Origin of the sequence: Herbaspirillum sp. B65 (assembly GCF_000333555.1) — a bacterium.
Taxonomy (GTDB): domain Bacteria; phylum Pseudomonadota; class Gammaproteobacteria; order Burkholderiales; family Burkholderiaceae_D; genus Herbaspirillum; species Herbaspirillum rubrisubalbicans.
Genome location: NZ_BADI01001213.1, coordinates 1 through 6,242, shown reverse-complemented (window position 1 = coordinate 6,242; position 6,242 = coordinate 1). Strand labels below are relative to the sequence as shown.

Below are 6,242 nucleotides of genomic sequence, written 5' to 3'. Positions count from 1 at the left end.
CGCCAAGGGCGGCAAGCCCTTTGCTGGTGGCCTGCCCATTGCGACCCCCGTGGTACGGGTGTATTCCTCCAACATCACGCNGGACAAGGAAAACGGCATCGGCAGCTATAGCGAAGAGGATTTCGACAACGCCCTGCGCCACGGCATCCGCAAGGATGGCGCGTCGCTCTATCCGGCCATGCCCTATCCCTCCTACGCCAAGGTCAAGCCGGCTGACGTGAAGGCGCTGTATGCCTACTTCATGAATGGCGTGCAGGCTGACCCCGCACCCAATCGCGGTGTAGACATCACCTGGCCGCTGTCGATGCGCTGGCCGCTGTCGATCTGGCGCAAGGTGTTCGCACCGGCGGTGGCGCTCGATGGTCCCGAGGACAACAGTCCCCTGGTCCGTGGCCAGTACCTGGTCGAAGGCCTGGGGCACTGCGGGGCCTGCCACACCCCGCGTGGTGTCGGGATGCAGGAAAAGGCCTTGTCCAACGACAGCAGCCTGTACCTCTCCGGTGGCGTCATCGATGGCTACCTGGCCAACAACCTGCGCGGCGACGCCCGCGATGGTCTGGGCCGCTGGAGCCAGGCCGACATCGTGGCCTTCCTCAAGACCGGCCGCAACAGCCATTCCGCAGCCTTTGGCGGCATGGCCGATGTGGTCGCCCAGAGTACCCAGTACCTGAGCGAGGCCGACCTGTCGGCCATGGCGACTTATCTGAAGTCGCTCCAGCCGGTCAAGGAAGGGACGGCTGCGCTGGCCTATGACGACAAGACTCACCAGGCCTTGCGCAAGGGTAGCGATCAAAGTCCCGGCGCGATGACGTTTCTCAACAACTGTGCGGCTTGCCACCGCAGTAGCGGCAAGGGGTATGAAGAAACCTTCCCGACTCTGGCCTTGTCGCCCACGGTGAATGCGGACAATCCGGCTTCGCTGATCCGCATCGTGCTGGAAGGCGCCGAAATGCCCTGGACCCACAAGGCCCCGACGCAATTCGCCATGCCTGGTTTTGCCAGCCGGCTGTCGGACCAGGAAGTGGCTGATGTGGTCACCTTTATCCGCAGCAGCTGGGGCAACCAGGCGGCGTCGGTGAGTGCATCGGACGTGGCCAAGGTACGCCAGCAGGTGCCGGAAAAAAAGACGGTGGAGGTGGGCACGGCGCCGCTGGCCAAGCAATAGTCCTCGGTTGTCGGACTGGCCAACGGGCAGCATCCTTGGCATGACCTGAGTGCTGCCCGCAAAGGCTAGATCAAAAGCCCACGTCCTCACAGACGCGGGTTTTTTTGTTGTATTTCAAAAGCCTGACAAATCTCCCAAATAGTTGGAATTTTTTGTCCCCAAGTTTCGAGTCTTCCTCAGGATTTTCAGGGCTTTTGCTGCGTGGCGCCCTGGCCGAACAAGAATGGCGGCCCGTCATTTCTCATCGCTACCTTCATGGATGCCGCCAGCAGCTTGTTGTCCCGCCTGGTCCGTTTTTCTGCGGACAGCCGTTTGTTTCGCTTGCAGATCGCCGGTCATGCCGAGGATCGCTTTTTGCTACAGGCCTACGTGTCCTCGGAACAGTTGCATGGCGTCGATGCCAGCGAACTGATCGTCCTGAGCTTGGACGCCGAGTGTCCGCTGAAGTCGCTGATAGGGTGCCACGCCACCCTGGAAACCCGGCTCGCCGATGGCACCCGAAGTCGTCGTACCGGCATCATCCATGAAGCGGCGAAGTTGGGCGGCGATGGCGGTTTCTGTCGCTACCGGCTACGCATGGCGCCGTGGCCCTGGCTGCTGGGGCAGTCCCGTACCAGCCGCGTGTGGCAAGACAAGAGCTTGCTCGACGTCGTCGAGGACGTCTTGCGCGACTTCCCGCAGCACGCCGACTGGACCTGGTCGGCCGATGCGCTGGATGTGTTGACGCGGGTACCGGTGCGCAGCTACACGGTGCAATACCGCCAGACCCACCTCGACTTCATCAGCCGCCTGCTGCTCGGCGAAGGGATGTCGTGGCGCGTGGAAGAACATGCGGCCAGCCCGCAGGGCCATCGCCTGGTGTTCTTTGGCGATTCCTCGCAACGTAGCGCCCTGGCCGAGGATGTCACCAGTGCCGCGGATGGCGGCCTGCGTTTTCACGGCGCCAGGGCGCAGGAAACCCAGGACAGCATCCAGGCGCTGGCGGCCTGCCGCAGCCTGCAGGCGGCCAGCTATACGCTGCTGGGCTACGACGACCAGAACAAGCAGGCCATTGCCGCCAGCATCCCCACCCATCATGCCTTTGGTGGTCGCTCGGCGCCCCGGCTGGAAAGCTACGACAGCGCCGGCCTGAACGCGCCTGACGATAGCCAGGCAACCGACCGCCATGCGCGCCTGATGATGGAGGCGGCCGAAGCGCTCAACAAGCGCTGGCGCGGGCGCAGCACGGTACGCAGCTTGCGCGCCGGCAGCCGTTTCACGCTCATGGGCGGTCCCTTGCGTGAGCCACGTCAGGGCCAGCAAGAGTACGCGGTGCTGTCGGTGCTGGGCGTGGGCATCAACCAATTGCCGGCCGATACCGAAGCCTCCCTGGCCGAACTCTTCGGCCCCTTGCCACCCTTGCTGGAAGAGGCCATCGCCGCCTGCTTGCAGACCCAGCCTCTGCACCCGGACTGGCCCTTGGCACGCACCGACACGCTCATCGAGCAGGCCCGCCGCATGGGCTATGCCAATGTCTTCGAAGCGATCCGCGCCGGCATCCCCTGGCGCCCGGTGCTGGCCGATGGTAGTGGCCTGCAGCGGCGTCCCCATGCCCTGGCGCGCGGCAGCCAGAGCGCCATCGTGGTCGGCTACTGGGGCGAAACCCAGGCCAACGGCGTTGATGAAATCTGCTGTGACCGGCTGGGCCGCGTGCGCATCCGTTTTCACTGGCAAGGCCGGCATGACGATGCGGCGGCCACCTGCTGGGTGCGGGTAGGCCAGCGCTGTGCCGGACCGGCCATGGGGCTGCAATTCCTGCCCCGCATCGGACAAGAAGTCCTGGTGCAGTTCATTGAAAACGACCTGGAGCGACCGATTATTCTCGGGGCGCTCTACAACGGCCGTGGAGAGGGGGGCGTGATACCGACACCGGGAGGCGAGGTGAAGGATTCTTCCAGCATGGACGTCTTCGCCATGGCCAGCGATACCGGCATCAGCGGCCAGGGCAACCTGGCCGGCGCCCAGGCACCGACCTGGCATGGCGCCAGCGCCGACCGTGACGGGCATCGCAACCCGGCTGCGCAGTGGGGCATCCGTTCCAAGGAATTCGGTGGCTGGGGCTACAACCAGTTGCTCTTCGATGACAGCGACGGCCAGGGTCGGCTCCAGTTCAAGACCACGCAGGCTGGCAGCGAACTGAACCTGGGCCACCTGATCCACAGTGCCGACAATTATCGCGGCAGTTTCCGCGGCACCGGTCTGGAATTGCGCACCGATGCCTATGGCGTGATCCGTGCCGGAGCAGGCATCCTGTTTTCCAGCTACCGGGCGCAACATCGTGCCCACCATCGTGATCCGGCGGCGGACAACACGGGCCTGCGGGCCATGGCGCGACAGGCCGCGCACATCAGCAAGAGCTTCGACGAGGCTGCCCGCACGCACCGCACCGTGGGCATGAACCAGGGGCTCGATGCGCTGAAGCAGGTCGTTGCCGGTCAGGTAGAAATGGCAGGACAGACGCTGCCTGGCAGCAGTACGCCGGTCATCCAGATCGCCGCCAAGGAAGGACTTGGCGTCGTGGCGGGGCAGCATCTGCAATTGGCCAATGGCAGCAGCGTCAGCCTGATGGCCGGCCAGGATGCGCAGCACATCAGCGGCCACCAGTTCCGACTGCGCACGCAGCAGGCCATCGGGCTGCTGGCGGGGGCTGCGGCGGCGGGTGACCAGGGTATCGGCTTGCAGGTGATCGCCGCGCAAGGTGATGTCGCGGCACAGGCGCAGGCCGATGCTCTGACCGTGCAGGCGCGCGATCAGTTGACGGTGGTCAGCGCCCATGCCGGCGTCGACTGGGCAGCAGCGAAGAAGATCAGCTTGTCCACCGCGGGTGGGGCCAACATCACCATCGATGGCGGCAATATTACCGTGCAGTGTCCGGGGGAATTGGTGATCCATGCGGGGCAGATCTGTTTGGATGGACCGGTGAGGGGCAATGTCATCCTGCCGCAGATGCCCCGGCAGATCTGCAAGGAATGCCTCTTGAAAGCGGCCCGCCAGGGCGCACCGGGGATGCTGAAATGAGCCAGGATCTCTTCGGCATCCCGGCATGGATCGAGGATTGCAGCGCCCGCCAGCATCGTGCCTATCTGCTCATCGACGGCGCCTTGAACGAGGGGCAGCAGCGCAAGTTGCAGGCCATGCGTGTCGGCTTCGTTTCCTTGTTCGAAGGCAGCCCGGAAGACGTGCTGCTGGACATTGCCCCCTGGCTCATTGAATTGACGCAATTGGCGACCACGCAACGCCTTGCACTGATCAAATGGGCCGGCAGCCTGGGCCGCCAACGACCCTGCCTGAGCTGGTATGAGAGTGCGTGCGAGCGGGACGCGTTCGCCCGGCATCTGCGCCATTTTCACTATGTCGGCTTGAGTGACGACCAGATCATGCTCATGCGCTGGTACGACACGCGCATCCTGCCGGTCTGGCTGCAGGTGCTGACCCATGCGCAGCGCCAATTGTTTGCCGGTTGCATCAACCACATCGCCTGTGTGGATGCCGAGGGCATCATGCGGGTTCTGCACGCCAACCCAGCCGCAGGTCGTCCCCTCGAATCGGAATTGCCGGACGCTCCTTTGCTTGAACTGGACGATCAGCAGTTTGGATTGTTGCTGGAAGCCCGGGCACTGGACACGCTGATGTATGAGATCGGCCTGCGCGCCCCTGGTCGCTGGCATCGCCTGCCGCACCGGCGTCTGCTGGAATTCGTTTCGCAACATCGGGACTTGGCCTTGGGCGCAGGGTTGAAGGACCAGGAACGCCAGCTTTACTACGTACTGCTGGCCGTCTTCACCTCCGGCAAGGCGGCGCAGCATCCGGCCGTGGTGGAACTGATGAAGGCCCCGCCCACCGAGGCAGCGCAATTCATCGAGGCGATCAAGCAACTTCCTGGTGAGGTGTTCGTGAGTGGCGAGCCATTGTGGATGAGTGAAATGGCGCCGGATGAACCGGGGCCGCGGCATGAGTGAGCGTCTATCCCCCTCGCGCTCGCTGAGGCAGGTGATGCCCAAAGTGCTCCTGCTGATGGTGATCCTGCTGTGGCTTGTCGCTTGCGACAACGGCCAGCCCGCGGCGGCTTTCCAGGACAGTGACAGCGTGACTGTATCAACCGATGCGGTGAACTACATGCACGACTGGGGCCTGGGCTATACCTTGTTCAATCAGGCGGATAACCAGCCTATCGGTAGCGGCATCCTTGGATTTCTGGAGGGGCCGGGCGGGAAAGGTTGCTGCCTGAAGCTGCCGAAGAAATGGAAGCCAGGGATGCAGGTCAGGGTGGAGTGGCAGAAGTCGAACAAGAAGATGACGGAGGAAACCATGCGGATCAAGGTCATGGAGATTCCTGAGTACGACGAGGCGGGTGATCTGTATGTCGCTTTCTATCCGGGCGACGAGGTAGAGGTCCTGGTTTCGTGGGCTGAGCCTGGACACCCAGAATGGAGAGGGCGGGAAGCGGCGACTCCTTATGAAGCCTGCCTATCAAAGATGTCGAAGAAAGTCTGTGAGAAGGAGCTTCCCAAATATCCGCCTGGGTCAGCTGAACAGGCAGCGTTACGCATGCGACGTGCATGTAAGCCTGAGCGGCTCGAAACCGAGCTTGATCCGGTTGGCGCTGAGGCTATTTGCCAGCTATGGGTGGTGGAGTGCAAGAGAAGAAAGTTTGTTGAAGAAAAGATGTGCGAGTTAGATTTTGAGGAGGAATGAAATGAATGCACGATTTTCCGAGCTATGTCCTGCAAATTATCTTCAGCTTTCATCACGTCAAGATTTTGAAAAAAATTTATCTCTCCAGTTTCCTCAGGCAGGGAAATGCGAAGAAGACATCTTCCTAGGCTTCTTCTTCGACGGCACCAACAACAATAAATACCGCGACCATCCAACGGTATCCCAACTGGAACTCTGCAAGATGAGCTTGCTCGCTCGCATGGCGTCGCTGAGATGGTTTCATTTCATGGTGCCCAATTCAAGGGTGGTGGCATGAAAATAATTTATAACATTATGTTTCTTCTTCTGCTTGGTGGCTGCGGCCTTGAGGAGGCTGGGTACA

At 62.1% G+C, this 6,242-nt stretch carries 5 protein-coding genes; all 5 read left to right on the top strand.

Translation table 11 applies throughout. From position 1 onward, the window contains the following. A partial coding sequence (locus I5W_RS28615) for a cytochrome c (RefSeq protein ID WP_044531799.1) occupies positions 1 to 1,165 on the top strand: 1,165 nt, incomplete at its 5' end. 255 nt (positions 1,166 to 1,420) lie between these two features. Next, the gene (locus I5W_RS28610; RefSeq protein WP_044531798.1) at positions 1,421 to 4,222 is read left to right on the top strand and encodes a type VI secretion system Vgr family protein; all 2,802 of its coding nucleotides are present in this window, start codon (positions 1,421 to 1,423) and stop codon (positions 4,220 to 4,222) included. Then, positions 4,219 to 5,163, top strand: coding sequence for a DUF4123 domain-containing protein (locus I5W_RS28605; RefSeq protein WP_017453021.1), 945 nt, complete (start codon positions 4,219 to 4,221; stop codon positions 5,161 to 5,163). The genes I5W_RS28610 and I5W_RS28605 overlap by 4 nt, the downstream gene beginning before the upstream one ends. 34 nt (positions 5,164 to 5,197) lie before the next feature. Then, positions 5,198 to 5,899, top strand: a complete 702-nt coding sequence (locus I5W_RS28600; protein ID WP_252717267.1) for a DUF3304 domain-containing protein — start codon at positions 5,198 to 5,200, stop codon at positions 5,897 to 5,899. A 1-nt stretch (position 5,900) separates the two neighbouring features. Next, positions 5,901 to 6,176, top strand: coding sequence for a hypothetical protein (locus I5W_RS31855; RefSeq protein ID WP_083893651.1), 276 nt, complete (start codon positions 5,901 to 5,903; stop codon positions 6,174 to 6,176). Positions 6,177 to 6,242: the final 66 nt, after the last annotated feature.

Bases quoted from the DNA above. Each gene is read 5' to 3' on its own strand.
- I5W_RS28610 (WP_044531798.1), top strand. From the start codon at position 1,421: ATGGATGCCGCCAGCAGCTTGTTGTCCCGCCTGGTCCGTTTTTCTGCG.
- I5W_RS28605 (WP_017453021.1), top strand. From the start codon at position 4,219: ATGAGCCAGGATCTCTTCGGCATCCCGGCATGGATCGAGGATTGCAGC.
- I5W_RS28600 (WP_252717267.1), top strand. From the start codon at position 5,198: ATGCCCAAAGTGCTCCTGCTGATGGTGATCCTGCTGTGGCTTGTCGCT.
- I5W_RS31855 (WP_083893651.1), top strand. From the start codon at position 5,901: ATGAATGCACGATTTTCCGAGCTATGTCCTGCAAATTATCTTCAGCTT.